The following is a 25,334-nucleotide window of genomic DNA, read 5'->3' on the forward strand; positions in this document are numbered from 1 at the left end:
GAGTAGGGGAGTAGGGGAGTAGGGGAGTAGGAAGTTGTCAGCCGATATGCGCGTTCGCGCCGCCTCACTTTTCCCTACTGCCCTATTGCCTTACTCCCTTACTCCCCTACCGTTTCGGCTTCTGCCAGCCGATGTCGAGCAGGCCGAGCCGGCCTAGTTCCTGGTCCATGGCGCGGGCGACATCCTTCCGCTCGGCGCCGATGTCGCGCAGTTGGCGGTCCGAGAGGTCCTCGACGTTTTCACGCGGCAGGCCGGGCTCTTGCGGAAGGTTGATCGCGATTCTCGCGTGATGGAACCATTCAACTGCCGCGCGCAGCCAGGTTGGTCCGGCAGCCGGAGACTTCAAAGCAATGTGTGACATGACGTGATCCGTTCCATCCGGACATCAAATCCGGTTTGATAGTTTATCGATGCTCACATCATGCCGGATTGAAATCTAAGAGGGAAACGAGTAGTTTTTTCCAGATCATCAAGTTTAATTTGTGGATCAAGGGCAATGATCCTGCCAAAAATCATTCCGTGCTGATGGCGCGCCTGCTGCCTGGAACCCGTGCACTGAGGACGCTGGAAGCGGCGGCCCGGCACCTCAATTTCACCCGCGCCGCAGACGAGCTCGGCCTGACGCCTGCCGCGGTCAGCCACCAGATCAAGGAAATCGAGGATCAGCTCGGCATCGTGCTGTTCACGCGCACCAGCCGCACCATCCGGCTGACGGAAGCGGGCGCGGTGCTGTTCGAGGCCGCGACCGACGCGCTCGACCTGCTTGGCCGGGCCGTCTCACGGGCGCACAAGATGGCGCGTGGAACGGCGCTGCTGAAAGTGACCCTCGACGCACAGTTCGCGACAAAATGGCTGATGCGGCGCGTCGACGGGTTTCGCAAGCATCAGCCCGACATCGAGCTCCGCTTCGACATCAGTTATGAGGTGCGCGACTTCGACCTCGACGATGTCGATATCGGCATCCGCTTCGGCGCCGGGAAGTATCCGGGACTTTGCGCCGACCGGCTGTTCGAAAACGTCATCATTCCTGTCTGCAGTCCGGCGTTGCTGCGGGCGGGGCCGCCGCTGAAGGAGCCGCGCGACCTGTTTCACCACACGCTTGCCCACATCGAGTGGGCGCGCCAGGGTGTGACGTGGCCGAATTGGCGCATGTGGATGGCAGCGGCGGGCGTCGACGATTTCGACGACAGCCGAACGATGGTCTTCGGCACGTCTTCAGATGTCGTTCAGGCTGCGCTCGACGGCAATGCCGTCGCGCTCGCCGATTTCGCCATGGTGGCAAACGACCTTTCCGAGGGCAGGCTGGTGCGACCGTTTGAGCTGGGCATCAAGGTTGCGCCCGAATTCGCCTATTTCCTGGTCTATCCAAAAAGCGCGGCGCACGACCCGCGCATCGTCGCCTTTCGCGAATGGCTTCTCGACGAAGTCGCGAAGACGCCGACCTGACGATCGTGGCTGATCGTTAGCTCAAGCCGCCGCTGCTCCAAACCAGCCGATCACCGCGCCGATAATGAGCAGCACGCCAAGCCAGTGGCCGCAGTCTATGATGGTCAGGTCCCAGCCGAAACCCTCGTAACGATGATTGACGGAAAGCGTCGTGGCGACGAATCCCAGCCAGAGAACGAAGCCGAAGACCAGCCCGGCAATGAGGCTCGGCTCGCCGCCGGTCATTGCTCCGATGACCAGGGACATGACGAACGCCATGACAAGTTCCGCGATGAAGCTGATGACGAAGGGCAACGGCGATTTGCTCATGGTCGCAGGATCAAGCTTGGCGGCCTTGAGCCAGGGCTTGCTCAAGCCCATGTACCAGGCCGCGCCGAACAACCACGCCACCACGGCGGCGATGATCACCGCCAGCCAGTTCACTGCTGAAAAATCCATGATTTCCCTCCCCCGGAAGCATGTCGCCCAAAAGCCTGCCCTCGGGCCTGACCCGAGGGTGCCCGGCGGTTTTGGGACAACGACATGCGTATTCTCAAAATCGATGCGTGATGGAACGCCTGTTCGGCGGTGCCGTCAAGCAAACCGCCAGACGGTCGTGCGCTTGACCAGGGAATCTTCCAGCGCCCGGGTTACCGCCACTTCGTAGACGGCGAGCGGCTCCAACCCCGTCTTCGGCAGATAGGAGCGGCCGGGATCGCCAACGAGGATGTCGGCGCCGCGCGACTTCAGTGCTGCGAACCACGGCATCAGCCTGTCGGCAAAGGATCTGTCGTAGAAGACGTCGCCGGCCAGAACCACATCCCAGCGCGCATCGGTTCCGATGCAGTCCGAGCCGAGGAACGTTATCCTGACGCCATTGGCCTCGGCATTCAGGCGGATCGCGGTCGCGCAGAACGGGTCGATGTCGGCGGCGATCACCTCTGCCGCGCCGGCCTTCACTGCCGCAATGGCGACAAGGCCGGAACCGGAGGCGAAGTCGAGCACGCGCTTGCCGTGCACATCAGACGGATTGTCGAGGATGTAGCGGGCAAGGCCTTGGCCGCCGGCCCAGGCAAAGGCCCAGAAGGGCGGGGGCAGGCCGATTTCGGCCAGTTCGTCCTCGGTCCGCTGCCACAGATCATGCGCCTCGTCGGCCAGATGCAGCAGGATCTCCGGCACATGCGGCGGCGCCATCAGCGTCGTGTTGTCGAGGATGAAATTCTTCGCGCTGTTTGGCGTCAGCGCCGTCACGGCGCCGGCGTCAGGCCGCCCATGCGGCAGACCTCTTTCCATTCGGCCGGTGTCACCGGCTGCACGGAAAGCCGTCCGAGCCGGACCAGTGCCATCTCGGCAAGCTTGGGATTGGCCTTGACCTGTTCCAGCGTCACCGGCTTCGGCACGTCCTTGACGGCGCGGATATCGACGCATTCCCAGCGTGGATCGTCGGTGGTGGTATCCTGATGGGCCAGCGCGCAGACCTCGGCGATGCCGACCACGTCGAGCCCATCATTGGAATGGTAGAAGAAGCCGAGATCGCCGATCTGCATCGCCTTCATGTTGTTGCGCGCCGCATAGTTGCGCACGCCGTCCCATTGCGTGCCGGCCTTGCCCTTCGCCTTCAGCGCTTCGAAGGAGAAGACCGAGGGTTCCGATTTGAACAGCCAGTAGTTCATCGTTTTTGCTCCTCCTGAAGGCTGGAAATCAGCTACAGCGCCGCGCGTCTCTCAGACGCGCAAAGGACGCTGTAGCACTTTGATTTTGCGCATGATCCCCAGCGAAAATCGATTCCGATTTTCGGGGTCATGCGCTCGCCGGCTTGTTGAAGGTCCAGTTCCATTGCCTGATTTCGACGCTTTCGAACAGCCCGGCCTTGGCGTAGGGGTCTGCCGCCGACAGGGCTTGTGCCGCGGCCAGATCCGGCGCCTCGACCACGACGAGGCTGCCGTTCGGCTTGCCGTCGGCGTCGAGGAACGGACCGGCGAAGGCCAGCTTCTTCTCGCCGTTCAATCTTTCCAGGAAGGCAATATGCTCGGGCCGCGTATCGAGCCGCACCTGCAGGTTTTCAGGCTTGTCCTTGCAAATCAACGCAAACAGCATTTTTCGATCTCCGGATTGTTCGAGATTTATCGCATCGGCCCGAAAATCGGAATCGATTTTCGGAAAGCACGATGCGCAGGTTCAAAGTTGTTAGAGCGTACTTTGTGCGTCCAAGCGGACGCACGTCGCTCTAAACATCGGTTTCGGTCTTCAGCGGCCTTGTCATCAGCGCCGACACAGCCTGGCGAATGGTGATCGTGCCGTCCAATATGGCGGCGACGGCGGTGATGATTGGCGCGTCGATCCGGCGCTCGGCGGCGATGCGGGCGGCGATCGCTGCCGTCGGCACGCCTTCGGCCAAGGGCAGCCCGGCAAGCGGCTTGCCTTGCCCCAGCGCCAGCCCGTAGGCGAAATTGCGCGACTGGGCGGACGAGCAGGTGAGCAGCAGGTCGCCGAGGCCGGAAAGCCCCATCAGCGTTTCCGGTCTGGCGCCGAACGCAGCACCGATGCGACGCAATTCGACAAAGCCGCGCGTCACCATGGCGGCCTGGGCGCTGGCGCCGAGCCCGGCGCCGGTGACCGCGCCGGCGGCAATGGCGAAGACGTTCTTCAGCGCGCCACCGATCTCGACGCCGATGAGATCGTCGCTCGAATAGCAGCGCAGGTTCTCAGCCGAAAAGCGCGCGGCAAGGTCTGCCGCCAGACCCTCGTTGCGGGCCGCGACCACCACGGCCGTCGGCAGGCCCCTGGCAACGTCGGTGGCGAAGCTCGGGCCGGACAGGGCAGCAACCGGGTTTTCAGGCAGAATCTCTTCGACTATCGCCGACAGCAGCGCGCCAGTGTCGCGCTCGATGCCCTTGGCGCAGAGGACCAGCGGGACGTCTTTCGGCATATGGGTCTTCGCGGTCGCCAGCATGGCGCGCAGCGACTGCGCCGGCGCCACCGCCAGCACGCAGTCGGCGCCGTCGAGCGCGGCCTCGATGTCGCTCGTTGCCACGATACCGGCCTGGAGCGCGATGCCCGGCAGATAGCGCGGATTTTCGCCACGGTCGATCGCGGCGACGGTCTCCGGGTCGCGCGCATAGAGGCGGACGAAATGACCGGCTCGCAGCATGGCCAGCGCCAGCGCCGTGCCCCAGGCGCCGCCGCCAAGCACCGCGACGCGCCAGCCGCTTGGCGCCCTGTCCTCGCCGCCGGTCATGCCTTGGCTCCACGCCGGCCCGAGCCGACCATCGGGGCGGAGATGCTGTCCAGCGGCCAGCGCGAGCGCGGCACGAAATCGGCGGTGTTTTCACCCGCGATGCCGGCGCGCAGCCGCTCGATGCCGGCCCAGGCGATCATCGCCGCATTGTCAGTGCAGAGTTTGAGCGGCGGCGCGACGAAAGCAAAGCCGGCTTTCTCGCACAAGGCTTCCAGTGTCGTCTTGATCGTCCGGTTGGCAGCGACGCCGCCGGCAACAACCAGCGCAGGATTTTGCTTATCAGGAAAAGTTTCGCGAAAACGCGTCAGCGCTCTCGAAACACGATCATCCAGCGCATCCGCCACCGCCGCCTGGAACGAGGCGCAGATGTCGGCGACGTCCTGGTCGCTCAACGGGGCGATGGCCGTCGCTGCCTGGCGCACGGCGGTCTTCAGCCCGGAAAAAGAGAAATCGGACTGCGCCGAGCCCTTCATCGGCCGCGGGAAGGCGAAGCGCGTGGCGTCGCCGGTCGCCGCCACCTTCTCGACATTCGGTCCGCCGGGATAGGGCAGGCCAAGCATCTTGGCCGTCTTATCGAAGGCTTCGCCGAGCGCATCGTCGATGGTTGTCGCCCAGCGCTGATAGTCGCCGACGCCACGCACGGCGACGATCTGCGTGTGACCGCCGGACACCAGCAGCAACAGGTAGGGAAAATCGAGACCGTCTGTCAGCCGCGCGGTCAGCGCGTGGCCTTCGAGGTGGTTGATGGCGATCAGCGGCTTGTTTGCGGCCGCGGCAATGGCTTTCGCCGTCATCAGGCCGACGATCAGCCCGCCGACGAGGCCGGGGCCGGCGGTTGCGGCGATCGCGTCGATGTCGGCGAGATCGACGCCCGAATCGGCCAGCGCTGCCTCGATGATGCCGTCCAGCGCCTCGACATGGGCACGTGCGGCGATTTCCGGCACGACGCCGCCGAAGGCGGCATGCTCCTCGATCTGGCTGAGCACGATATCGGACAGGATTTTGGGTGCGCCGCCGCCATCCAGAGTCACCACGCTGGCGGCGGTCTCGTCGCAACTCGTCTCAATGCCCAGAACGCGGATCAATTCGTCGCTGTCCCTAGAGATTGTGCAACCAGCCTTTCCCCGTTAGGAGGAAGCCCGGAAAACGGCCTCAATCTGCCGGGGGTTATCACGGACGGCGCGCCATGCAAACAACCTTGAAAATCGGAACACGCGGCAGCCCGCTGGCGCTGGCGCAGGCGCATGAAACGCAGGCGCGGCTGATGGCCGCGCATGGCATGCCGGTTGAGGCGTTCGAGGTGGTCGTCATCTCGACCAGTGGCGACCGCATCCAGGACCGGCCGCTGTCGGAAGCCGGCGGCAAAGGGCTGTTCACCAAGGAGATCGAGGAAGCGCTGCTGGCGCGCCGTATCGACATCGCCGTGCATTCGTCGAAAGACATGCCGACGGTGTTGCCCGACGGGCTGGAGCTGTCCGCCTTCCTGCCGCGCGAGGATGCCCGCGACGCTTTCGTCGGCAAAGCGGCGAAGACAATCGCCGGACTGCCGCAGGGCGCGAAGGTCGGCTCGTCGTCGCTGCGGCGCCAGGCATTGATTCGGCGCATGCGGCCGGACCTCGACGTGGTGATGTTCCGCGGCAATGTGCAGACGCGGCTGCGCAAGCTCGACGAGGGCATGGCCGACGGCACCATCCTCGCCTATGCCGGGCTGAAGCGGCTTGCCCTGGAGCATGTCGTCACCGACCTGATGCCGCTCGACACCTTTCCGCCGGCGCCCGGGCAAGGCGCGATCTGCATCGAAAGCCGCATCGGCGACCGCGACGTGGAAAGGATGCTGACGGCGATCCATGATTTGCCGACCGGACAGGCGCTGGCCTGCGAGCGCGCCTTCCTGGCGGCGCTCGACGGGTCATGCCGAACGCCGATCGCCGGCCATGCGACGATATCAGACGGAACGGTCTTCTTCGCCGGGCTGATCATCTCGCCGGACGGCACGCAATCCCATGAGGTCAAGGCGGAAGGCCCGGCGCAAGATGCCGCCCGCATCGGCAACGAAGCTGCTAGGACCGTGCGGGCCAAGGCCGGCGAAAAATTCTTCGACGGCTGGGCCTGACATGGTTCGCGTGCTGGTGACGAGGCCGGAACCGGGCGCCTCGCGCACGGCGCAGCGGCTTGAGGACCAGGGATTCCAGCCGATCCTGCTGCCATTGACCGAAACGGTGGCTCTGCCCGTCGACGTGGAGGGGGTCGCAAACAATGCCGTGGCCGTTGCGGTCACCAGCGCCAATGCCGTGCGCCATGCGCCGAGGGAAATTGTCGCGGCGCTCGCCGCTTTGCCCTGCCATGCCGTCGGCAAAAGGACAGCGGAAGCGGCCCGCGCTGCGGGTTTCCTGTCCGTCAGCGAAGGCCCCGGCGATGCCGAGGCGCTGGCGGATGCGCTTGCCGGCGGCTTCACGGCAAAGACGATCATCTATCTGTGCGGACGCGTGCGGTTTCCGGCGTTCGAGGCGCGGCTGAAGGCCGCTTGTGTCGACGTCCGCGCCATCGAGACCTACGACACAGTCACCCTGGACCATTCGGACGCCGCAATCCTTGCATGCCTGTCCGGCCAGCCGGTTGAAGCGGTGCTTCTTTATTCGGCCAAGGCGGCGACAGCGATGCAGGCCCTGGCCGGCCGGCCGGCGCTGCGTGATCTTTTTGAAGAGACATGGTTTTTCGTCCTGTCCGGACGCATCGCCGCAGCCTTGGAGGCTGTCGCCTCAGAAAAGCTCCGTGTTGCGCCGGAGCCCAGCGAGGAGGCGTTGCTGGAGCTTTTGCGGACGTGGCGGTGACCCCGTGTCATCACGCCGCCCCTTTTCACCGCTTGGTGATGTGCTAGACCCTTTCTGAACCATCCCGAAGCGAATTTTTGCGGAGCCCAAGCATGGTCAAGACGCCGAAGATGCGGCATTCGAAAAGCCGTCGCGAGCCGGTGACCATCGAACTCGAACCCGGCGCCGTCTCGCGCGTTGCCGACGAGAATGCCGCCAACGGGCGGACCGACGAGGCGAAGGCGGAGGAGGCGGCGAACGCGTCGCAGCCAGGAGCGCCTGAAGAACCCATGCATGCCGACCAGACCGACATCGAGCCGTGGGAACATGCCGATGCGGCCCCGCCCGCCGGTCCGGAAGAGCCGGCAGAGGGCGGCACCAAAGGTCCTGAAGGACCCAAACCGACTTATCCGGCCGGCTCAGACGCATCGGCGAAACGGGCCTTCGACTACAGCTTCGACGACGCATCTGCCAAAGCCAGCGGGATGGGGGCCAAAGAAGCGCCGAAGGAAGCCCAGGCAGGGGATGAAGGCATGGCAGCACAGCCGAGGCGTGGCGGCATCAACGGCATCGCTGCCGGCATTATCGGCGGCGTCATCGCGCTCGCCGCCGCCGGAGGGCTGCAGTTTGCCGGCCTGCTCGGCGCGCCGGGTTCGGGCGGCGTGTCGCTCGATGGCGTCAATGGCGAAATCGCTTCGCTGAAGAGCGAGATTGCCGGGCTCAAGGACACAGCCGGCAACAATGATGCGTCGGCCAAGGTGGACGGGTTGTCGTCGGCCCTGGATCAGGTCAAGACGGATGTCGCGGCGCTGAAATCGGCGGTCGAGCAGGGTGGGGCCGGCGACACTGCCGGGCTTGCTGCCCTTGGCGACAAAGTCAGGCAGATCGAGACGACTGTTGCTGCCCTTGGTCAGGCAGGCAATACGGCGCCGGTCGATCTCGGGGCGCTCAACGAAAAGCTGGCCGGGCTCGACGCGGCGGTGAAATCCGCCGGTGAGGCGGCATCGGCGCAGGAAGGCCGGCTTGCGGCGCTGGAACAGTCAGTGTCGCAGCTTTCCGGCAAGGTCGAGGCACAGGCGGGACAGCCGAAGATCGCGCTCGCCATCGCCGCTTCGGCGCTGAAGGCAGCAGTCGACGGCGGTGCGCCGTTCGCCGCCGAGCTCGAAACGTTTGCGGCGATTTCACCGGGCGCACCGGAGATCGCAACCTTGCGTCCCTACGCCGAAAAGGGCGTTTCGACACGTGCCGAGATCGCCGCCGAAGTGCCCGCCGCGGCCAATGCCATGGTCGCTGCCACCGAGCCCGTCGACCAGAATGCCGGCTTCCTGCAGAACCTTTTGTCGAGCGCCGAATCACTGGTCAAAGTCAGGCCGATCGGTGCCGTCGAAGGCGCCGGCGCACCGGAAACCGTCGCGCGCATGGAGGTGGCGGTCAGCCAGGGCGACTACGCCAAGGCGCTCAGTGAATACGATACGCTGCCCGAGGCGGTGAAGGCCGCCGGCGCCGACTTTGCCGGCAAACTGAAGGCGCGGATCGAGGTCGAGACACAGGTCGACGCGTTGATCGCTGGTGCGATGAAGGCGTGAGGAAAACCCGATGATTCGCATTCTGCTTTTCCTCGCCGTCGTTTTCGCGCTCGGGCTGGGTTTCGCCTGGCTGGCCGACCGGCCGGGCGAGATGGTCGTCACCTTCAGCGGCTATCAGTATCAGGTCAGCCTGATGGTGGCGGCGGTGGCGGTCGTCGCCGTGGTTGCCGCGGTGATGATCGTCTGGTGGCTGATCAAGTCACTGTGGAACAGCCCCTACACCATCTCGCGCTATTTGCGCGTGCGCCGCCGCGACCGTGGCTATCAGGCGCTATCGACCGGCATGATCGCCGCCGGCGCCGGTGACGGAGCACTCGCCCGCAAGAAGACCAAGGAAGCGGCAAAGCTGATCCGCTCTGACCAGGAGCCGTTGATCCAGCTGCTGGAGGCGCAAGCCTCTCTGCTCGAAGGCGACCACGAGGGCGCCCGCGAAAAGTTCGAGACCATGCTCGACGATCCCGAAATGCGGCTGCTTGGCCTGCGCGGGCTTTATCTCGAGGCCGAACGCCTCGGCGATCGCAACGCGGCGCGCCACTATGCCGGCCGCGCCGCGGCGATGGCGCCGCAGCTGGCCTGGGCCGCCGAATCGACGCTGGAAGACCTGACCGGGCGCGGCGACTGGGACAGCGCGCTGAAATTGGTCGAGGCGCAGAAATCGACGCGCCAGATCGAGCGCGACGCCGCCAACCGGCGCCGCGCTGTGCTGCTCACCGCCAAGGCGCAGGCGCTGATCGACAGCGATCCCAATGCCGCCAAAACCGCTGCTCTCGAGGCCAATCGACTGCGGCCGGATTTCGCGCCGGCGGCGGTCGTCGCAGCCAAACTGCTGTTCAGGCAGAACGATGTGCGCAAGGGCGCGAAGATCCTCGAAGCGGCGTGGAAAGCCGAGCCGCATCCGGAGATCGCCGAGCTTTACACCCACGCCCGGCCTGCCGATGCCGTCCTCGACCGTCTGAATCGGGCGAAGAAACTGCAGGAGATGAAGAAGAATCACGCCGAATCCTCGCTGACGGTGGCGCGCGCCGCGCTCGATGCGCAAGATTACAAGACCGCCCGCCAGGAGGCCGAGGCAGCCATTCGCATGGATCGCCGCGAAGGCGCCTATCTGCTTCTGGCCGACATCGAGGAGGCCGAGACCGGCGATCAGGGCAAGGTGCGGCAGCTTCTGTCCAAGGCGGTGCGTGCACCGCGCGATCCGGCCTGGGTTGCCGACGGCCTCGTCTCCGAACGATGGGCGCCGGTGTCGCCGATCACCGGCAGGCTCGACGCCTTCGAATGGCGGGCACCGATGGAGCGGCTCGGTCAGCTCATCGACAGTAATGAGGACGCGGCGGATGCCACGGTGCCGACCATTGCGGCGCCAATCAAGCCGGCAAAGGAAAATGTGATCGAGCTGAACCCCGCTGTTTCGGCCGAAAGACCGACCACCGCGATGGCATCGGAAAGTGACGAAGACCAGGTTGCGCCGGTCACCGCCACGACCTTTGCCGCGCTGCCGCCGGATGCCGAAGCTGTCGAACCGGCGGAGGAACTGGCCCGGCTGCCCGACGATCCCGGCGTCGATCCGGACGACGAAGACCAAAAATCACCACGCAAGTTTCGATTGTTTTGATCTGGCTGAGCTTGATAGTTTTGGCCGATGGGAAGTAAGAATCACATGTTCGAACGTGTTCTGTCGTTTCTGAAGGACCTGCCGGCAGGTGGCAGCGCCCGCAACAACGCCGATGATCCGCGCGTTGCCGCATCCGCCCTTCTCTACCATGTGATGAGTGCCGACGGCGTGCGTCAGGATGCCGAATGGGAGCGCTTCAAGGCGGTGCTGGCGGAAAGCTATTCGATCAGCGGCGACGAGCTCGACGCGCTGGCGGCCGCCGGCGAGCGGGCCGACAATGAGGCGGTAGACCTCTATGCCTTCACCAGCGTGTTAAAGCGCCAGCTCGATGCGGACGCGCGAAAAGCCTTCATCGGCCTGATGTGGGAAATCGTCTATGCCGATGGCGAATTGCACGAACTCGAGGACAATATCGTCTGGCGGGTCGCCGAGCTGATCGGCGTCGAACGCCGCGACCGCGTCGAGGCACGCCGCAAGGCGGCGGCCGAAGCGCCGGGCGCCACCGGAACGTCGAGCGACGAATAGACGGGATCCCCATGCCATCCACGCCGAGGCCGAGACCAAAAATCCTGATCGTGCTGCATCAGGAGAGTTCGAGCCCCGGGCGCGTCGGCCACATGCTTATCGAAGAAGGCTTCGACCTCGATCTCCGCTGCCCGCCGCTCGGCGACGCCTTGCCGGAAACACTGGACGGCCATGCCGGAACCGTGGTGTTCGGCGGACCGATGAGCGCCAATGACGAGGACGATTTCGTCCGCCGCGAGACCGACTGGCTGAAAATTCCGCTCAAGGAGAACCGGCCGTTGCTCGGCATCTGCCTCGGCGCGCAGATGCTGGTCAATCATCTTGGCGGCAAGGTCGAGGGTCATGGCGAGGGGCTGGTCGAGATCGGCTGGTATCCGCTGAAGGCGACGGAGGCGGGCCGGAAGCTGATGCACTGGCCTGACATGGTCTACCAGTTTCACCGCGAAGGCTTTTCGCTGCCGCGGGACGCGACGCTGCTGGCGACGGCCGAAACCTACCCCAACCAGGCGTTTCGTTATGGCGACAATGCCTGGGGCATCCAGTTCCACGGCGAATTGACCCGGGCGATGATGCAGCGCTGGGTCGTTCGCGGCGCGCACCGCTTCGAGTTACCCGGCGCGCAGCCCGGCCGCGATCACTTAGGTGGCCGGCTGATCTGGGACATGCATCTGAAGCGCTGGCTCGGCGAATTCCTGCAGACGATCTTCGGCAAGCCCGCGCTGTCCTAATCCAATCCAACAACGGACTTTTGTGAGACGCGCACGCTGACATTGGTCGCCCTTCGTCATTGTCGTCGTATTGCGCTCAGCTGAGTTCTTGGGCGAGCCCGATGAGAAGCCCTCCAGGCCCGCGGATATAGCAGAGCCGATACACGTTTTTATACTGGACTACTTCGCCTACGAGCTGCGCGCCGCGATTGCGGAGCCTTTCAAGCGTCTCGTCGATATCGTCCACGGCGAACATGACGCGGAGGTAGCCTAGAGCATTAACCGGGGCGTTGCGGTGATCCGCGACGGCAGGCGGCGTGAGGAAGCGGGATAGCTCCAGCCGACCGTGGCCGTCCGGCGTGCGCATCATCGCAATCTCGACGCGCTGATCGCCCAGTCCAGTGACACGTCCGGCCCATTCTCCTTCGACCGTGCCTCGCCCTTCGAGCTCCAGGCCGAGCTCGCGAAAGAAATCAATCGTCGCTTCGAGGTCATCGACGACGATTCCTACGTTGTCCATCCGTTTGAGCGCCATGTGTCCAATCTACAAGGTGTCGCCCTAAGCCGTAAACTCATAAACTGCTTGCCAGGTGAGCATTCAGGGCTCCTGGAAGGTAGCCTTGTGATGCGTCGCTGGTTGATCTGAGGGATTTTGCACTTCGCTACTGGATTAAAGGGTTATGTGTCTACGGCCTAGCGTATGCCGGGGCGCGCTTCTGGCGACCATCGCGACGATTGTTTCGAAGAGTTCGTCCCGCGCTTGCGCGGCCGTGATTTCTGCGGTCGCGGCAGCATAGGACAGGGCCTCGGCTGCACCGAGCATCGCCCAAAGGCCCGCTGAAGCGACAGCACCAGTTCCGGCGAATGGGGCAAGCGCAATCCGGCACCTCTCGATGAACGCCGTCTCGCAGTCGCGCTTGATCCTTTCAAGCTCAGGCGAACCGGCCAACGCCGCGATGACACCGGGTATCTCGCGGCCTTGGAGAAGCACGCAGTCGACATAGGAGGACGCGATAACCGCGGCTCTGCCCGCCAAGGTCGGTTCGCTCGCCTGAAGCGCAGCGTCCATGAGCGCATTCTGACGCGCGTCGAACTCCCGATAGAGCGCCGCCAGCAGCCCGGACCGCGTGCCGAAATGGTCGTAAACGACGGGTTTTGTAACAGCCGACTGCTCGGCCAGCCGCCCGAGCGTCAAGGCTTCCGTTCCTTCTTCCCCGATCAGCCGCCATGCGACGTCCAGAAGTTGGCGATGCCGTTCCTCCCGCGACAGGCGGCGACGCGGTCGCGAATGGGAAGTCTGCTCCCTTGATCCGGCGCTTGACATGCTTATGTACCATTAGTAACTTACTAAGAGTATATAAGCTTGGCCCTTCGGCCGCAACCAATCAGCAGGAGTTTTGATATGCACGCGCTGATCGTTATCGCGCATCCCGATCCCAGCTCGCTCAGCCATAGCGTCGCCAGGCATGTCGCCGAGGGTGTGTCCCTGTCCGATCCCGGCAATTCCTTCGAAATTGCCGACCTTGCGGCGGAAGGCTTCGATCCAAGGTTCACCGCGACTGATCTCGCCGTCCATCGCAGGCAGACGCCGCCCTCAGCCGATGTCGCCGCCGAGCAAGCGAGGATTGATCGCGCCGATGCCCTTGTGCTGGTCTATCCCGTCTACTGGTGGTCGATGCCGGGGCTTCTCAAGGGATGGATCGATCGGGTATTCGCGAACGGTTGGGCTTACGATGAAGGCCCGAATACCAAACTGGTGAAGAAACTTCGCCATCTCCGGGTTCATCTGGTTGCCATCGGAGGCGCCGACTTGCGAACTTATGCGCGCCACGGCTATTTTGGAGCCATGAAGACGCAGATCGACCATGGCATCTTCGATTACTGTGGCGCATCCGTCGTGACGTCCGAGCTCCTGCTCGGCTCGGAGACGCAGGATCCGGTCTCTCAATTCGGTGCCGCGCGCGCCATCGGCGGCAACCTCTTCAAGGCATCCCCGAAAAGCGCGGAGGCAGCATGACCGCGTAGCGCGCCGGCCGCCCCGGCAGGCGGCCGCAGATGGCGGCTTCGCGCCGGCAACGCCTGCCGGTTCGACCGAAGCAGAATGTCGTTGACTTCAACGTCAGACCGGCAGGCCGTTCTGCTTTCGCAGGCTTTTGTCGAATGCGGATGCGGGGACGAAACGGCGCAATAAACTGACCTGGCGCGCCATTTTTCCCGCCGCATAGCGCCTCCTCGGAACGGAATCGGTCGCTGCTTTCAAGACCGTCCCGGCTACAATTTCGGGAGCATCACCTGTTTCCATCGATTTGCGCAGGATCACATCCATGCCAGCGCGCGCAGCGTCATAGATCTCAAGCAACTGGTCCGGCCTGGCGAGATTTTCTTCAAATGACGTTCGGGTATAGGCGGGCTCGACCAACACGACGCGAATTCCGAAAGGGCGCAGTTCGTGGTCGAGCGATTCGGAATAGCCCTCGATGGCATGTTTGGTCGACGCATAGAGCGCGGAATAAGGTGCTGGGATTAAACCCAGCACAGAACTCAAATTGACGATTCTGCCCTTCCCTTGACGGCGCATTGCCGGCAGGACCGCGTTGGTCACGCGGAGAACGCCGAAGACGTTCACGTCGAACAGCGCCTGAGCCTGGACGGTCGAGGACTCCTCCGCGCCGCCGAGCAGGCCGACGCCGGCATTGTTGACGAGCAGGTCGATACGTCCGGCTTCAGCCAACACGTCATCGACCAGTTTCGCAACGGACGCGTCATCGGTGACGTCGCAGGTCAGCATGGTAACGCCGTCGGATCGTTCGGCGACCGCACGACGGCTGGTTCCGAACACGCGAAAGCCCGCGTTCTGCAGGGCTTTGGCCGTTGCGTGCCCGATGCCGGTGGATGCGCCCGTCACCAGGGCGACGCCTAGATTGGTCTTGTTCATGGAAATCACTTCCTTCTTTGTGCTGGATTTGCCGGCTGCAGGCGTGCGCAAATGGAGATAGGCGCACGCCCCGCGATCCGATGAGGCCATTACTCGGCAATGGCCCCAGTTTGCTGGTTGGACACTGATCCCACCTCGGTGACGGTAAGCTTGTCGCCGGAGCGCGAAATCTCGAGGTTTTGCTCAGGCTCGCCCAATTTCCGCGGCACGGATATCGTAGCCGACTGCCCTTCGGCGAGAGTGGCCGAGAAGCGCACCGGAATCCCGGTCTCTCCTTCCGCTATCGTTGCGATCACCCGATAGCCGTCATTTTCGTCGGTGTAGTGCAGGACGCCGCGAAAACCGCCGAGATCGATACTCTCCCCGGCCATGGCCGACAGCTCACCGGCATGCAACGGGGACGCGGCCAGGAAGAATGCCGCCACGCCACCGATAAGGTTGATCGTCGCGAGGCTCCGTATGGATGGCGCCGATCTCGGCTGGCCGGCGGCGACATGATGCATCGGTTGCGCGCTCTGACGGTTAAATTCCGGGTTGGTCCTGTTCATGAGGGTCACTCCTTCTTTGTGCTGGATTGCATTTCAAAAAGATGTTACTATCATTTTGATATTAAGTCACTATCAAAATGATATTAACATGAAAAATCTTTCCGATGCCTTTTGCCCGATCGCCCGCGGCCTCACCTGCGTCGGCGATGCGTGGAGCATGTTGATCCTTCGCGACGCGAGCCTGGGCCTCACGCGCTTTGACGAATTCCGGAAAAGTCTGGGCATCGCCCCCACCATTCTGACCCGGCGGCTGGCGACGCTGACGGAAGAGGGACTTCTGGAAAAGCGGCGCTACTCGGAGCGGCCTCCGCGCGATGAGTATGTGCTGACGGCGGCCGGAGGCGATTTCTTGCCGGTGCTCATCTTACTGGGTGCGTGGGGACGCCAGTACCGCGGCGAAGGCAGGTTGGCGCGATACATCGATGCAGAGACAGGAGAAGAAATCGAGCCGGTGGCCGTGGATGCCGTCAGTGGGGCAAAGATCGGCACCCGCCCGATTCGCGTTGCAGCACCCGAATAGCATCCGCGATCGCAAGCGCCGGGCTGCCAGGCGGTCGGAAGTCAATCACCGGACTCTGCGATGCTCGCGCCGGCCAGCTGGTCCGTCCAGCGCCGGAATAGCGCGCTGGCATTGACGCCTCCGAAGCCGAAGCCGTTGGAGATCGCGTAGTCCATTCCCATCGGCCGGGCTTGGTTTGCAACGAAGTCGATCCCGTCGCCGGCGGGATCCGGAGCGCTCAAATTAAGGGTTGGCGGCGCGACCTGATTCCTCAGCGCCAAGATTGCGAAGATGGCTCCAAGCCCGCCGGCGGCTCCGAGCAGGTGTCCGGTCGCCGATTTGGTTGCGCTGACAGCGATCGCGAAATCGCGTCCGAACACGCTCTTTATCGCTTCGATTTCGCCGAGGTCGCCGACCGGCGTTGAGGTCGCATGCGCGTTGAGATGAGATACCTCGTGCGGCGAAATGCCGGCTTGGGCAATCGCGATCTCCATGGCTCGGCGCGCCCCGTTGCCGTCCTCGGGACCGGAGGTGACGTGATGAGCATCCGCCGTCGTGCCGTAGCCGACGAGCTCGGCGAGTGGTTTCGCGCCGCGCGCAAGCGCGTGGCTCAGTTCCTCAATGACCAGCATGCCGGCTCCTTCGCCCATGACGAAGCCGTCCCGCGACACGTCGAAAGGCCGTGAGGCTTGAGCCGGCGCCCAGTTGAAGCCGGTGGAAAGGGAGCGTGCGGCAGCAAACCCACCGAGACTGACGATGTTCATGCATGCTTCCGTGCCGCCGCACACGGCGATATCGGCTTCATTGGCGCGGATAAGACGGGCCGCGTCGCCGATCGCCTGAATGCCGGCCGCGCACGCCGTCACCGGTGCGCCGAGTGGCCCCTTGAGACCATAGCGGATCGAGATGTGGCCTGCCGCAAGGTTAACCAGGAAGGACGGCACCATAAAAGGCGAGAGACGGCGGACGCCGCGCCCGTCGACCGTGCGCACCGCCTCGGTTATGGCTGGGAACCCGCCGACCCCTGAAGCAATGATCGTTGCCGTGCGCAGGCGAGCCGCTTCCAAGGCAGGCTTCCATTTCGCCTGCGCAAGCGCCTCTTCTGCCGCCGCCAGCGCAAAGAGAATGAACCGATCCACCTTGCGCCGATCTTTCGCAGCCAGGATGGCATCGGGATCGAAACCAGCGTCCGGATCGTCTTCCAAGGAGGGAACCACGCCGCCGATCTTCGCCGGCAGGTCTCCCACGACATCGTCCGAAAGCCTCCGGATACCCGAACGACCGGCCAGCAGGCGCGACCAGGACGCTTCGACATTGGCAGCAAGGGGCGTGACCGCTCCCATGCCTGTAACGACAATTCGTCGCATCTATTCTCCTATCAATTTGGGTGCGCCGCCAGCGTTGCCTACGCCGTTCAAGCGGCGACTGCTTCGCGAACCCGATCGGTCGCCGCATCCAGAAAGGCCTGGGCGAGATCGGGGTCGTTGACGACCCGCGAAAGCAGCACCGCGCCGACCATTGTCGAGAGAATGGCCATGGCCTTGCCGCCGGCCTCCTCGCCGTCGGCCTCGCCAACCCAACTGCCGAGCATCTCTAGATATTCCCTGATCCCGGCCTCGAATGACGCCTTGACCTCGGCACCCTGTCTGGCGGCATCCGAGCCGAGCGCCACGACCGGGCAGCCGTCCATCTTTTCTCCGCGATGGCCCATGCTGAGGTAGAATGCGATCACCGCGCCGAGCGGATCCTCAGGCTTTGCCGCAGTCGCGGCCGACCATCGGTGAGTGGCGCTCTCCATCGCCCGCCTGGACGCCTGCGCCGCCAGGTCCTCCTTTGATGCGAACTGCTTGTAAAAGGCGCCTTGGGTCAGACCGGCTCCCTTCATAAGATCTTTAAGGCCGATGCCGTCAAAGCCGCGCTCCCGAAAAAGGCGGCTTGCCACATTGATCACGGTTTCACGGTTTTCCGCGGCCTGCATGCGACTCACGCGCATCATCATCTCCTTTTAGATTGCATTCGTAATCTATAACCATTATAGAGGACGGATGCAATCTATTTCGAGATGAGGCGAAGGGCATGAAAAAGAGACCCGCCATCTTGCTGGCGGGCGTGGCGGCGAACGTCGTCAAAAATCACCGGACGGGAGCGCCACACGGTGCCCTCGATCACGCCGTCGAATAAGTTTGGAGGAGAGGTCAAATGCTATACAGTTATTTTGTCGAGAAATCGATCCGACAGAGCTTCGACCACGTCAACAACCATCGCTGGAATGCGGCGGTGAAAGCACTCGTGCCGCGTGTCCGTCACCGCGTTTCCGGCGCCCACGCGCTTGGTGGTGAGCGCCACGACAAAGAAGCCGTGCGCCGCTGGTTTGAGCGCCTCGGCCGCGTCCTGCCTAATCTCCATCTCACGGTCAACCACATCTGGGTGAAGGGCTGGCCGTGGCATACCACCGTGTTTGCCCAGTGGGACGGCACCGCAACGCTGCTCAACGGCGACGCGTCGTACGTCAACCGTGGTCTCCACGTGTTCACCCTGCGGTGGGGCAGGGTCTATGCACTCGAGGAATTTTACGATTCACAAGCAGCGGCCCGCGGTCTTGCCGCCCAAGCGGCAGCTGGCCTCGATGAAGCTGCCGCCGAACAAATTGTAAGTTAGCCAAAGCGCATCGCTCAGCCATAGCATCGCCAGGCATGTCGCCGAGGGTGTGTCTCTGTCCGACCCGGCCTTCGAGATTGCCGCGGGCCCGCGCCCGGATCAGTGCGCTCTGGATCAGTTTCGCCCGTTGAGGTGGCGCACCTTGCGCAGCTGCGGGAACAGCACCGCCCACAACCCGGCGACAATGACTGCGCCGACGCCGCCAATCACCACCGCGGGCACGGTGCCGATCAACGCCGCCATGGTGCCTGCGCGGAATTCGCCGAGCTCGTTGGAGGCGCCAACGAAAACCTGGTTGACGGCGTTGACGCGACCGCGCACCTGGTCCGGGGTCCAGAGCTGGATCAGCGTCTCTCTGATATAGACGCTGAACATATCGGTGGCGCCGAGCAAGGCGAGTGCGGCGATCGATAGCCAGGTGATGGTGGAGAGGCCGAACACCACGGTAAAGGTGCCGAACAGCGCGACGAAGCCGAGCATGACCAGGCCGGCGTGGTTGCGGATCGGATGTCCGGCCAGCCAGATGGCAACGCAGATGGCGCCGATGCCCGGTGCCGAGCGCAACAGTCCGAGGCCCCACGGGCCGAGTTCGAGGATGTCGCGCGCGTAGACCGGCAGCAGTGCTGTGGCGCCGGACAAAAGCACGGCGAACAGGTCGAGCGAAATGGCGCCGAGCACGATCTTCTCGCTCCAGATATAGCCGAAGCCGGCAAACAGGGTCTGCATCGTCGGCTTGTCGGTCTCGCTGCGCTGGGCTGGCTTCGGGATGGTGAAGATCAGCACCGCGGCGACAAGCATCAGAACGGCAGCCGTGCCGTATGCCGCTTCCGCCGAAAGCCCGTAGAGCAGGCCGCCGGCGACGGGTCCAATGATGGTTGCCGTCTGCCAGGCTGACGAATTCCAAGCGATTGCGTTGCCAAAATCCTCTGGTGGCACGAGATTGGCGAACAGCGACGCTGCGGCCGGCCCGAAGAAGGCGCGCGCGATGCCGAACATGGCGAGCACGCCGAAGATCAAGCCCGGTCCGCTAAGGCCGCGCAGCGTCAGCAGCAGCAGAGCCAGCGCGCAGATCGCCTCCAGCAGGACCGTCAGCGCCATAATCAGACGGCGTCCGAAACGGTCGGCGACCACCCCGGTGACCAGCACCAGCAGCAGCGAAGGCAGGAACTGGACAATGCCCACAAGCCCGAGATCGAACGGATCACGGGTCAGGTCATACACCTGCCAGCCGACGGCGACGGATACGATCTGGGTGGCGAATGTGGAGAGGAAGCGCGCCGCCCAATAGCTCAGGAAGGGTTTGTGGCGGAAGGCGGCATAGCGCTGGTCGGGCGATGTTTGTTCGGCTGTCATTTGTGAATGGCCCCGGCGAGACTGTGTATCGGCCGGCGGGGCTTCCACAATGGGCGCTGGTCCGACCACAGCGCTTTTTAGCGCAGTTCGGTGCGGGGCGCGCGCAAAAATCGGCTCTGGATCAAGGGTTTCCAGGTGAGATTGGCGAAATTCTTTTCGAAGGCTGTCCAGTTGATAGATGGGTAACACTTTGAACCGGATACATGGGTTACAGTTTCCCCCCTGTGCTGTCGGCCGCAGCGCCAAGCGGTTTGGTTGGCGCGGCGCTGCGGCGGACGAGCTTCATGCGCCTGGTGTCGAAGATGCCGAGCGGATGGGCATGGAAGCTGAGCGCCCATTCACCATCCTCGGTTTCGGTGGCGGCGACCGCTTCGCCGGCCAGCGTCTTGGAAGCGTAGATGAAGCCGCCATTCCACCTGATCTCGCCATTGTGACGCACGCTGCGCACCGCCGCCTCGGCCGGATAGTCGGGCTCGGGCGGTGTCGCGGGCATGGCGCGCGGCGAGGCGCGGTAATGCTGCGCCGGGGTGTCCATGGCCAGCGCCTCATGCGGACGCTCCTCATTGTAGCTGCGCCGGAAGGCCTCGAAGGCCTGGCTCTGGGCCATTCTGTCGGCCTCCGGCGTCTTGGCCAGCGGCAGCATGGTCAGGTGGAAGCGCTCGTGGCGCCCGTTCTGCTGCGGCTTGCCGGGCGCGATCCGCTCCAGCGTGATGCCGAGCTTGATGAAGCGCACCGAAAGCGGCGTCAGCCCAGTGACGCCGGCCGACGCGAAAGGCGGGCCATTGTCGCTTCTGAGCCGATCCGGCAGACCATGCGCCTCAAACAGCCGTTCGAATACCGGCCAGGCCTCGTCATCCGCCGTCGAGCCCGTCGCTTCGAGCGCCAACAGGTAGCGGCTCGACGCATCCATCACCGTCAACGGTTCGCAGCGCCACCCGTCACGGGTCCGGAACCAGCCCTTGTGATCGCCCGTCCATACCGCGTTCGGCTCCTCGGCTTGCGGCCATGGTCCGTTGCCACAGGCCCGCAGCCGTGCCCGCTTGCGGACGCTGACAAGCCCGTGCCGCGCAAGGATCGCACCAGCCGTCGAGGCCGACGGCCACAGCAGCTCGGGAGCGGTGCGCTTGAGCCGCGCCATGATCTTCTTCGGGCCCCACAGCGGGTGCGTCTCCTTGGCCGCAACGATCCGCTCCACCAGATCCAGGGCCGTCGCTCGGCCATGATTGAGCGGCGCCCGCGGCAGATCATGCAGGCCTTCCGGGCCGAGCGCGCGATAGCGACCAAGCCATTTGTAGCCGGTCTTGCGCGATACGCCGTAGGCCACACAAAGCTCGCTCATCGTCTCCTCACCCGCCAGGCACTCCACAACAAACCGAAGCCGCTCGTCCATGATGCCAGTCTCTTGCCAAACCATCGCCGGTCCTCCCGGCGGACAAGAAAACTGTCACCCATGCAATCGGTCCATTCTGTTACCTATCTATCCGGTTCGGACACCGGGCACTTCTCCCCGTCACTATACGGGGAGAAGTGCCCGGCAGGGCGATGAGGGCAGCGCAAACCTGAAGCGATCAGGGAGATGTCCGCCGGGCTTCGAACGGCGTGTCAGACCGTGGCCTTGGGCTTCCTGGTCTTCTTGACGGGCGCCGGCGGGGCGGCCTTACGGCCGAGGCCGATTGCCTTCGCCAGTTGCGAGCGCGAGGCCGCATAGTTGGGGGCAACCATCGGATAGTCGGCCGGCAAGCCCCATTTGGCGCGGTAGGCGTCCGGTGTCAGCCCGAAATGAACACCGATATGGCGCTTCAGGGATTTGAACTTCTTGCCGTCCTCAAGGCAGACGATGTAGTCCGGCGTTACCGATTTCTTTGGGTTGACCGCGGGGATCAGCGGCGCTGCCACCGGAACGGCGGGTTGTCCGAGTCCACCTATCGACGCGCTGACGCTCGCGATGAGATCGCCGAGGCCGGAAGCGGGCAAGCGGTTCTTCTCGACGTAGGCGGACACGATGTGAGCGGTCAGCTCGAGAAGGTCGATGTCCTTGCGGGCCTTGTTGCTGTCGTCGGTCAATCTATTTTCTCCGTCCGTGGGGGTCATAGAGTTCCTAGTCGGCAAATCTGCGTAACGCAATGACGCCGAGCCACGTCGCACATTATTTTGAATAACAATACTAACGGCAGGGTCGGTTCAACAGGTCTGACCCCAAACCGGCATAATATCAGATAATCAGGGATTTGTCGCGCCACAGTCGAAACCCACCTTCGAAGGCGCGTGTGTTGTCGCCGCGCCTGCAACCGGCAGGCAACTCGTCGAGTTCGTCGACATTGCCGCCGCCGATGACCACATAGTCAGGCTGCATGGCGGCGCGAAGCCGCTCGATGACGTCGAAGACGTGCTTGCGCCATTTCTTCCTGCCGCGCTTCTCCAGGCCGCGTTCGCCGACATAGTCCTCGAAACTGCGGCCGTTCTTGTAAGGAAGATGCGCGAGCTCCATCGGCTGGGCGACGTTGTCGACGATCATCGCAGCACCCAAGCCTGTTCCCAGACCCAGGAACAGCATGCGCCCACCCTCGTAGCTGCCGATGGCCTGCATCAGCGCGTCGTTGTCACCTTAACCGGCTTGCCGAACTGTGCGGCAAAGTCGAATCCGACCCAGCCCTTGCCGAGATTGGCCGGGTCGGTCAGCGGCCTGTTGTGATGCACCGGGCCGGGATAACCCATCGAGACGACGTCGTAGGGCAAACCCTGGGCGAGCGTCTGCACGGCTGCGACCATCTGTTGCGGTGTCAGGCCGGGTCCGGAATCGGCCTTGCGCTCCTCGCCGCCGGCGCTGGTAAGGATCTTGACATGGGAGCCGCCAATATCGATCGCAAGCACGATCTTTTCGCTGTCCTGTGCCGGCTTTTTCGCCACCTTGGCCATTGCGTCGCCTCTCCAATTCATTTCGCCGGATTGATCCAGCCGTTCGGCGGTCCAAACCCGGCCATCGCATCGGCAGGCCCCCATGTCCCCGGCTCATAAAGCGGGGGCGGCGTGGTGTCGCCAAGCACCGGGCCGACGATCCGCCAGGCAAGCTCGCTGGCGTCTTGGCGGGTGAACAACTGGCCGTTGCCGTTCATGGCATCGCCGATCAGGCGCTCATAGGGCGGCATGTCGTCCTTGCTGTCGTCGAGCGCGGTCAGCTCGACCTGCTCGCCGATCATGTCGTCACCGGCGGCCTTGCGCTGGGCGCCGATCGAGATCGCTACTTGCGGATCGATGCGGAAGCGCACGTGGTTGGCGTCGTCGGGCTTGATCGGGTCGAAGACGTCGAGCGGCGGCCGCTTCAGCCGCACGATTACCTCGGTGGCGTGCACCGGCATCGATTTGCCGGCGCGGATGAAGAAGGGCACGTCCTGCCAGCGCCATGTGTCGACGAAGAAACGCACCGCCGCGAAGGTCTCGACCGGCGAATTCGGCGCCACCCCGGGCTCCTGGAGATAGCCTTTGAATTGGCCGCGCACGACATCGTCTTTGGTCAGTGTCCGGATTGCCCGCAGAACCTGCACCTTCTCGTCGATCAGATCGTCAGCCGAGCGGCCAACGGGCGGTTCCATGGCGAGCAGCAACAGGATGTTGAGCAAATGGTTCTCGATGACGTCGCGGATGCAGCCGACCTCGTCGTAGAAGCGGCCGCGGCCTTCGACGCCGAAATCCTCGGCCATGGTGATCTGCACGCTTTCGACGAAATTGCGGTTCCAGATCGGCTCGAGAAAGGAATTGGCGAAGCGGAAATAGAGCAGGTTCTGGATCGCCTCCTTGCCGAGATAATGGTCGATGCGGAAGATCGACTGCTCATCGAATACCAGATGCAGCACCCGGTTCAGCCAGCGCGCCGATTGCAGATCGTGGCCGAAGGGCTTTTCCACCATCAGGCGCGCACCCTGGGCCGCACCCGACTGCTCCAGCCCCTGGATGACCGTCTCGAACATGGTCGGCGGAACCGCCAGATAGTGCAGGGGATGCTGCGCGGTCCCCAGCACGCTTTTCAGCTTCTCGAATGTCGCAGCGCCACGGTAGTCGCCGCTGACATAGCGAAGCAGGGAGGCGAGTTTCGCGAAGATTTTTTCGTCGACCTTGCCGGTCGCCTTGACGATGCCGTCGCGGGCTCGCGCCTGCAACTGCTGCAGGTCCCAGGCGTCGAAAGCGACGCCGATCACCGGCTCGGTGAGCGTTCCCTTGGCGACCATGGCGTAAAGTGCGGGGAAGATCTTCTTGTGGGCGAGATCGCCGGTTGCCCCGAAAAGCACCAGCGTATCGGACCGTTCCAGGCTCATGAGCGTGTCTCCCCCGTCACGAGCCGGCCTTCGGCTTTTCGACATGGCCGCCGAAAGCGTAACGCATGGCGGATAGCAGCTTGTCGGCGAACTCGGATTCGCCTTGCGAGGAGAAGCGGTCGAACAGGGCTGAGGACAGAACCGGCGCCGGCACGCCGGTGTCGATGGCCGCCTTCAGCGTCCAGCGGCCTTCGCCAGAATCCGAAACCCGGCCGCCGAACTGCGTCAGCCCCGAATCGGCCTTCAACACGCCCGCCGTCAGATCGAGCAGCCAGGAGCCGATGACGCTGCCATGCCGCCAGACCTCGGCCACCTCAGCGATATCGATGTCGAACTGGTAATATTGGGGATTTTCCAATGGACTGGTTTCAGCATCGGCCGTCCGCTGCCGCTTGCCCGCATTGGCCGACTTCAAAATGTTCATGCCCTCGGCATAGGCGGCCATGACGCCGTATTCGATGCCGTTGTGGACCATCTTGACGAAGTGGCCGGCGCCGCTTGGTCCGCAGTGGAGATAACCGAACGGGGCCGTTCCGGCATCCTTTCCCGGAGCAAGTGCCCCGGCATCGGTGCCCGGCGCCAGGGTCGCGAAGACCGGGTCGAGATGCTGGACCGCGCTGTCGGGGCCGCCGATCATTAGGCAATAGCCGCGCTCGAGGCCCCAGACGCCGCCGCTGGTGCCGACATCGACATAGCTCAGGCCTTTCAAGGCCAGACGCGCTGCATGGTCGACAGCCTCGTGATAATAGGAATTGCCGCCATCGATGATGATGTCGCCCGGCTCCATCAATGCGGCCACCTGATCGACGATTCGGCCGGTGATCGCCGCCGGCAGCATCAGCCAGGCGCTGCGCGGCTTGGTCAGCTTGCCGACGAACTCCTCCATCGACGCCGCTCCGATCGCGCCTGCCGTCACAAGGGCTGCGACGCTGGCCGGGTTGATGTCGTAGACCACGCATTCGTGACCATCGCGCAGCAGGCGCCGCACCATATTGGCGCCCATCCTGCCCAGTCCCATCATTCCGATCTGCATGTTTCTCGTCCTGATTCTTGAGGGATAGAAAACCTATTGGCTCTATTGTTGGAGCATGATCTTTTCCGAAAACCGGGTTCCACTTTTCGGGATCA

At 63.7% G+C, this 25,334-nt stretch carries 28 protein-coding genes and 1 pseudogene; 10 read left to right on the forward strand and 19 right to left on the reverse strand.

What is annotated here, in order from left to right; translation table 11 throughout:
* Positions 1–106: 106 nt before the first annotated feature.
* Positions 107–361: a hypothetical protein gene (locus tag EOC94_RS00005; RefSeq protein WP_126104366.1), complete on the reverse strand. Its 255-nt coding sequence runs from the start codon at positions 359–361 to the stop codon at positions 107–109.
* 164 nt (positions 362–525) lie between these two features.
* Between EOC94_RS00005 and gcvA the strand changes: the two genes are divergently transcribed.
* On the forward strand, positions 526–1,446 hold the full coding sequence (gcvA, locus tag EOC94_RS00010) for a transcriptional regulator GcvA (RefSeq protein WP_127288576.1): 921 nt from the start codon (positions 526–528) through the stop codon (positions 1,444–1,446).
* 21 nt (positions 1,447–1,467) lie between these two features.
* Here the strand turns inward: gcvA and EOC94_RS00015 are convergent, their stop codons facing one another.
* The 6 genes from EOC94_RS00015 to tsaD form a co-directional block, all read right to left on the reverse strand.
* The gene (locus EOC94_RS00015) at positions 1,468–1,884 is read right to left on the reverse strand and encodes a DUF1761 domain-containing protein (RefSeq protein WP_126104369.1); all 417 of its coding nucleotides are present in this window, start codon (positions 1,882–1,884) and stop codon (positions 1,468–1,470) included.
* Positions 1,885–2,019: 135 nt separating this feature from the next.
* On the reverse strand, positions 2,020–2,718 hold the full coding sequence (locus EOC94_RS00020; RefSeq protein WP_185928122.1) for a methyltransferase: 699 nt from the start codon (positions 2,716–2,718) through the stop codon (positions 2,020–2,022).
* Complete coding sequence (locus EOC94_RS00025; RefSeq protein ID WP_127288235.1) at positions 2,673–3,098, reverse strand: EVE domain-containing protein; 426 nt, start codon at positions 3,096–3,098, stop codon at positions 2,673–2,675. Before EOC94_RS00025 ends, EOC94_RS00020 begins: the two co-directional genes overlap by 46 nt.
* Before the next feature lie 127 nt (positions 3,099–3,225).
* Entirely contained in the window at positions 3,226–3,522 is a 297-nt protein-coding gene (locus EOC94_RS00030) for a YciI-like protein (RefSeq protein ID WP_127205863.1), read from the reverse strand.
* A gap of 130 nt (positions 3,523–3,652) precedes the next feature.
* Positions 3,653–4,663: an NAD(P)H-dependent glycerol-3-phosphate dehydrogenase gene (locus EOC94_RS00035; RefSeq protein WP_127288236.1), complete on the reverse strand. Its 1,011-nt coding sequence runs from the start codon at positions 4,661–4,663 to the stop codon at positions 3,653–3,655.
* On the reverse strand, positions 4,660–5,745 hold the full coding sequence (gene tsaD / locus EOC94_RS00040; protein WP_185928139.1) for a tRNA (adenosine(37)-N6)-threonylcarbamoyltransferase complex transferase subunit TsaD: 1,086 nt from the start codon (positions 5,743–5,745) through the stop codon (positions 4,660–4,662). Before tsaD ends, EOC94_RS00035 begins: the two co-directional genes overlap by 4 nt.
* Positions 5,746–5,849: 104 nt before the next feature.
* Between tsaD and hemC the strand changes: the two genes are divergently transcribed.
* From hemC to EOC94_RS00070, 6 genes are all read left to right on the forward strand, one after another.
* The gene (hemC, locus tag EOC94_RS00045; RefSeq protein WP_095484935.1) at positions 5,850–6,776 is read left to right on the forward strand and encodes a hydroxymethylbilane synthase; all 927 of its coding nucleotides are present in this window, start codon (positions 5,850–5,852) and stop codon (positions 6,774–6,776) included.
* 1 nt (position 6,777) lies between these two features.
* Complete coding sequence (locus tag EOC94_RS00050; RefSeq protein WP_095484936.1) at positions 6,778–7,494, forward strand: uroporphyrinogen-III synthase; 717 nt, start codon at positions 6,778–6,780, stop codon at positions 7,492–7,494.
* Positions 7,495–7,586: 92 nt separating this feature from the next.
* Positions 7,587–9,059 (forward strand): COG4223 family protein, encoded by a 1,473-nt coding sequence (locus EOC94_RS00055; RefSeq protein WP_095484937.1) that lies wholly within the window; start codon positions 7,587–7,589, stop codon positions 9,057–9,059.
* Positions 9,060–9,069: 10 nt separating this feature from the next.
* A complete protein-coding gene (locus EOC94_RS00060) occupies positions 9,070–10,671 on the forward strand; it encodes a heme biosynthesis protein HemY (protein ID WP_127288238.1) in 1,602 nt (533 codons plus the stop codon).
* A 45-nt stretch (positions 10,672–10,716) separates the two neighbouring features.
* Positions 10,717–11,196, forward strand: a complete 480-nt coding sequence (locus EOC94_RS00065; protein ID WP_127288239.1) for a TerB family tellurite resistance protein — start codon at positions 10,717–10,719, stop codon at positions 11,194–11,196.
* An 11-nt stretch (positions 11,197–11,207) separates the two neighbouring features.
* Positions 11,208–11,924: a glutamine amidotransferase gene (locus tag EOC94_RS00070; protein WP_127288240.1), complete on the forward strand. Its 717-nt coding sequence runs from the start codon at positions 11,208–11,210 to the stop codon at positions 11,922–11,924.
* Positions 11,925–12,000: 76 nt separating this feature from the next.
* Here the strand turns inward: EOC94_RS00070 and EOC94_RS00075 are convergent, their stop codons facing one another.
* Entirely contained in the window at positions 12,001–12,438 is a 438-nt protein-coding gene (locus EOC94_RS00075) for a VOC family protein (protein ID WP_127288241.1), read from the reverse strand.
* A 135-nt stretch (positions 12,439–12,573) separates the two neighbouring features.
* Positions 12,574–13,227: a helix-turn-helix domain-containing protein gene (locus EOC94_RS00080; protein WP_127288242.1), complete on the reverse strand. Its 654-nt coding sequence runs from the start codon at positions 13,225–13,227 to the stop codon at positions 12,574–12,576.
* A gap of 78 nt (positions 13,228–13,305) precedes the next feature.
* Between EOC94_RS00080 and EOC94_RS00085 the strand changes: the two genes are divergently transcribed.
* Positions 13,306–13,920, forward strand: a complete 615-nt coding sequence (locus EOC94_RS00085; protein WP_127288243.1) for an NAD(P)H-dependent oxidoreductase — start codon at positions 13,306–13,308, stop codon at positions 13,918–13,920.
* A gap of 102 nt (positions 13,921–14,022) precedes the next feature.
* Here EOC94_RS00085 and EOC94_RS00090 read toward each other — a convergent pair whose 3' ends face one another.
* Both EOC94_RS00090 and EOC94_RS00095 read right to left on the reverse strand, forming a co-directional pair.
* A complete protein-coding gene (locus EOC94_RS00090; RefSeq protein ID WP_127288244.1) occupies positions 14,023–14,838 on the reverse strand; it encodes an oxidoreductase in 816 nt (271 codons plus the stop codon).
* Between the two features lie 89 nt (positions 14,839–14,927).
* Positions 14,928–15,386, reverse strand: coding sequence for a hypothetical protein (locus EOC94_RS00095; protein WP_245465460.1), 459 nt, complete (start codon positions 15,384–15,386; stop codon positions 14,928–14,930).
* 88 nt (positions 15,387–15,474) lie between these two features.
* Between EOC94_RS00095 and EOC94_RS00100 the strand changes: the two genes are divergently transcribed.
* Positions 15,475–15,906 carry a helix-turn-helix domain-containing protein gene (locus EOC94_RS00100; protein ID WP_127288245.1) on the forward strand — a complete coding sequence of 144 codons (432 nt, stop codon included), beginning with the start codon at positions 15,475–15,477 and terminating at the stop codon, positions 15,904–15,906.
* 41 nt (positions 15,907–15,947) lie between these two features.
* Here the strand turns inward: EOC94_RS00100 and fabF are convergent, their stop codons facing one another.
* Together fabF and EOC94_RS00110 are read right to left on the reverse strand one after the other, a co-directional pair.
* Positions 15,948–17,252: a beta-ketoacyl-ACP synthase II gene (gene fabF, locus EOC94_RS00105; RefSeq protein WP_127288246.1), complete on the reverse strand. Its 1,305-nt coding sequence runs from the start codon at positions 17,250–17,252 to the stop codon at positions 15,948–15,950.
* 47 nt (positions 17,253–17,299) lie between these two features.
* Positions 17,300–17,878 carry a TetR/AcrR family transcriptional regulator gene (locus tag EOC94_RS00110; protein ID WP_127288247.1) on the reverse strand — a complete coding sequence of 193 codons (579 nt, stop codon included), beginning with the start codon at positions 17,876–17,878 and terminating at the stop codon, positions 17,300–17,302.
* Positions 17,879–18,084: 206 nt separating this feature from the next.
* On the opposite strand from EOC94_RS00110, the gene EOC94_RS00115 reads away from it, so the two are divergent.
* Positions 18,085–18,543 carry a nuclear transport factor 2 family protein gene (locus tag EOC94_RS00115; protein WP_127288248.1) on the forward strand — a complete coding sequence of 153 codons (459 nt, stop codon included), beginning with the start codon at positions 18,085–18,087 and terminating at the stop codon, positions 18,541–18,543.
* Positions 18,544–18,657: 114 nt separating this feature from the next.
* On the opposite strand, the gene EOC94_RS00120 is transcribed toward EOC94_RS00115, so the two are convergent.
* The 6 genes and pseudogenes from EOC94_RS00120 to gnd all read right to left on the reverse strand — a co-directional run bounded on the left by EOC94_RS00120 (position 18,658) and on the right by gnd (position 25,239).
* On the reverse strand, positions 18,658–19,896 hold the full coding sequence (locus EOC94_RS00120) for an MFS transporter (protein WP_126104380.1): 1,239 nt from the start codon (positions 19,894–19,896) through the stop codon (positions 18,658–18,660).
* A gap of 208 nt (positions 19,897–20,104) precedes the next feature.
* On the reverse strand, positions 20,105–21,310 hold the full coding sequence (locus tag EOC94_RS00125) for an integrase core domain-containing protein (protein WP_127288249.1): 1,206 nt from the start codon (positions 21,308–21,310) through the stop codon (positions 20,105–20,107).
* A gap of 188 nt (positions 21,311–21,498) precedes the next feature.
* The gene (locus EOC94_RS00130; RefSeq protein WP_095485124.1) at positions 21,499–21,960 is read right to left on the reverse strand and encodes a MucR family transcriptional regulator; all 462 of its coding nucleotides are present in this window, start codon (positions 21,958–21,960) and stop codon (positions 21,499–21,501) included.
* Between the two features lie 148 nt (positions 21,961–22,108).
* Positions 22,109–22,812: pseudogene (locus EOC94_RS00135) on the reverse strand (ROK family protein).
* 17 nt (positions 22,813–22,829) lie between these two features.
* Positions 22,830–24,206: a glucose-6-phosphate dehydrogenase gene (gene zwf, locus EOC94_RS00140; protein ID WP_095484948.1), complete on the reverse strand. Its 1,377-nt coding sequence runs from the start codon at positions 24,204–24,206 to the stop codon at positions 22,830–22,832.
* 16 nt (positions 24,207–24,222) lie between these two features.
* Positions 24,223–25,239, reverse strand: coding sequence for a phosphogluconate dehydrogenase (NAD(+)-dependent, decarboxylating) (gene gnd, locus EOC94_RS00145; RefSeq protein WP_095484949.1), 1,017 nt, complete (start codon positions 25,237–25,239; stop codon positions 24,223–24,225).
* Positions 25,240–25,334: the final 95 nt, after the last annotated feature.

Source organism: Mesorhizobium sp. M6A.T.Ce.TU.016.01.1.1, from assembly GCF_003997065.1.
GTDB classification, from domain to species: Bacteria; Pseudomonadota; Alphaproteobacteria; order Rhizobiales; family Rhizobiaceae; genus Mesorhizobium; species Mesorhizobium mediterraneum.